Consider the following 703-nt stretch of genomic DNA (forward strand, 5'->3'; position numbering starts at 1 on the left):
CTTTATCTGTGTGCTTTATCCAAACACAATCGTATTGTGATGCGTCCAAGCCGCTCATGAGCGTTTCTTCAAACGACTGCATTAAGTTACTCTGTAACTCTTTGCTAATGTCGCTTTCTTCTTTAGCAAAGCTCAAACAACCCGTTGTATACGCGTTCTTAAAAGTAGAGTTGTGGAGTAGCTGACGCGTAACGTCAGGGTTTCCGCTCAAAAGCTCAGGCTTTTCAGAGCGATTCTTGTCACCCAGCAAGTAGTCAATACCACCAGTTACGCCCTTGGAAGCTGTAGGTTTGAAGAATTTAACAAGCATCAGAAACCACCTTTTTCATTAAGTTTTCAATCGACTTTATTTGTATGTTTAGTCTCGCAACTTCAATCGGGTATCCTGCCTTTGCATGTAGGTTTGCAACACGCGCTATCTGATTTAAAAGATTGCCTACACTTGCAATATTTTTAATTAATGCAGGGTCAGCCAGTTTAATATCTGGCTGCTCTTTCATTTCAATATTTAATGCAGAATTTCTCATAAAATTCGACATTGAATAATTACCTCTCCTTTTTTCTATAGCGTCAAATTCTGAGTTGGTAACTCTGACTTTGATTGTTTTTTCTCTTTTTTCTTTTGTCATTTCAGCCACCATAATTTAATTATTGTGCGCGATCAAAGGGGGATTAAAGGGGGAGCTTGCTCCCCTTTTACCAG

General features: G+C 39.3%; 1 protein-coding gene and 1 pseudogene. Both read right to left on the bottom strand.

The window, feature by feature from the left end:
• Positions 1-310: pseudogene (locus R8N49_RS27190) on the bottom strand (relaxase); the annotation flags it as partial.
• Positions 300-629 (bottom strand): plasmid mobilization protein, encoded by a 330-nt coding sequence (locus tag R8N49_RS27195; RefSeq protein ID WP_276426681.1) that lies wholly within the window; start codon positions 627-629, stop codon positions 300-302. The pseudogene R8N49_RS27190 and the gene R8N49_RS27195, both read right to left, overlap by 11 nt.
• Between the last annotated feature and the right edge of the window lie 74 nt (positions 630-703).

The sequence above is a fragment of the Vibrio sp. 1978 genome (assembly GCF_033344345.1).

What these genes read in the sequence shown, in the direction of transcription:
- R8N49_RS27195 (WP_276426681.1), bottom strand. Translation starts at nt 629, where the DNA reads ATGACAAAAGAAAAAAGAGAAAAAACAATCAAAGTCAGAGTTACCAAC.